This is a genomic window from Planotetraspora sp. A-T 1434, from assembly GCF_025420585.1.
Taxonomy (GTDB): Bacteria; Actinomycetota; Actinomycetes; order Streptosporangiales; family Streptosporangiaceae; genus JAOEGB01.
This window is the reverse complement of sequence record NZ_JAOEGB010000064.1, coordinates 1-1531: the sequence shown is the minus strand read 5'-3', so window position 1 is coordinate 1531 and position 1531 is coordinate 1. Positions and strand designations below refer to the sequence as shown.

The 1531-nt window shown below is 56.7% G+C and carries 1 rRNA gene; it reads left to right on the top strand.

Annotated elements, in window-relative coordinates:
* A 23S ribosomal RNA gene (locus tag N5079_RS34945) occupies positions 1-1522 on the top strand; the annotation flags it as partial.
* Between the last annotated feature and the right edge of the window lie 9 nt (positions 1523-1531).

Here is a 1531-nt window from a genome sequence, read left to right as displayed (position 1 = left end):
TGAACGCTCGGCCTGATCTGGTAGTAGGTAAACGATGGGGTGACGCAGGAAGGTAGCCCATCCCGGGCGATGGTTGTTCCCGGGGTAAGCATGTAGGGAGAGAGATAGGCAAATCCGTCTCTCATGTATCCTGAGGTGTGATGCCGAGCCGATTGTGGCGAAGTGGGTGATCCTATGCTGCCGAGAAAAGCCTCTAGTGAGTGTCGTGGCGGCCCGTACCCTAAACCGACTCAGGTGGTCAGGTAGAGAATACTAAGGCGTTCGGGTGAACTGTGGTTAAGGAACTCGGCAAATTGCCCCCGTAACTTCGGGAGAAGGGGGACCTTTACTGGTGTAGGACCTTTGCGTTCGAAGCTGGTGGGGGTCGCAGTGGCCAGGGGGAAGCGACTGTTTACTAAAAACACAGGTCCGTGCTAAGTCGTAAGACGATGTATACGGACTGACGCCTGCCCGGTGCCGGAACGTTAAGGGGACCGGTTAGTCGAACGTGTTTCGGCGAAGCTGAGAACTTAAGCGCCGGTAAACGGCGGTGGTAACTATAACCATCCTAAGGTAGCGAAATTCCTTGTCGGGTAAGTTCCGACCTGCACGAATGGCGTAACGACTTCCCCGCTGTCTCAACCACAGGCCCGGTGAAATTGCAGTACGAGTAAAGATGCTCGTTTCGCGCAGCAGGACGGAAAGACCCCGGGACCTTCACTACAGCTTGACATTGGCGTTTGGAGCGTCTTGTGTAGGATAGGTGGGAGACTGGGAAGCGGTGACGCTAGTCATCGTGGAGTCATTGGTGAAATACCACTCTGGTCGTTTTGGACGTCTAACCCGCGCCCGTGTATCCGGGTGGGGGACAGTGTCTGGTGGGTAGTTTAACTGGGGCGGTTGCCTCCTAAAGTGTAACGGAGGCGCCCAAAGGTTCCCTCAGCCTGGTTGGCAATCAGGTGTCGAGTGTAAGTGCACAAGGGAGCTTGACTGTGAGACTGACGGGTCGAGCAGGAGCGAAAGCTGGGACTAGTGATCCGGCATCGGCATGTGGAAGCGGTGTCGCTCAACGGCTAAAAGGTACCCCGGGGATAACAGGCTGATCTTCCCCAAGAGTCCATATCGACGGGATGGTTTGGCACCTCGATGTCGGCTCGTCGCATCCTGGGGCTGGAGTAGGTCCCAAGGGTTGGGCTGTTCGCCCATTAAAGCGGTACGCGAGCTGGGTTTAGAACGTCGCGAGACAGTTCGGTCCCTATCCGCTGCGCGCGCAGGAGACTTGAGAGGGGCTGTCCCTAGTACGAGAGGACCGGGACGGACGAACCTCTGGTGTGCCAGTTGTTCCGCCAGGAGCACGGCTGGTTGGCTACGTTCGGCAGGGATAACCGCTGAAAGCATCTAAGCGGGAAGCTCGCCTCAAGATGAGGTCTCCCACCACGAGAGTGGGTAAGGCCCCCTAGAGATGATGGGGTTGATAGGCCGGAGGTGGAAGCATAGTAATGTGTGGAGCTGACCGGTACTAATAGGCCGAGGACTTGACCACAAAGCAAAT